The 264-nt window shown below is 64.8% G+C and carries 1 protein-coding gene; it reads left to right on the forward strand.

The window, feature by feature from the left end:
• On the forward strand, positions 1–264 hold a 264-nt coding region (locus tag SB816_RS32525), incomplete at both ends, for a helix-turn-helix domain-containing protein (protein ID WP_410548316.1).

Below are 264 nucleotides of genomic sequence, written 5' to 3' on the forward strand. Positions count from 1 at the left end.
TATCGAAGCCTTCAGCGCCGAGCGTCCGCGCCTCTCCATTTCCGATGCGGCTGATATTGCAGGCCTTGACCGCGCCACCACGCGGCGTTGCCTGCTGACGCTTTCAGAGCTGGGTTACGCCGCCTATGACGGCAAGTTCTTCACCGTGACACCCAAGGTTCTGCGGCTCGGCACCGGCTGCCTCGCCACCATGCCGCTGCCGCGCATCGTCCAGCCGCTGCTGGATCGTCTGTCGGAAGAGATCGGCCAGAGCACCTCCGTCTC

Origin of the sequence: Achromobacter sp. SIMBA_011, from assembly GCF_046535435.1 — a bacterium.
Lineage (GTDB): Bacteria > Pseudomonadota > Gammaproteobacteria > Burkholderiales > Burkholderiaceae_B > Achromobacter > Achromobacter dolens.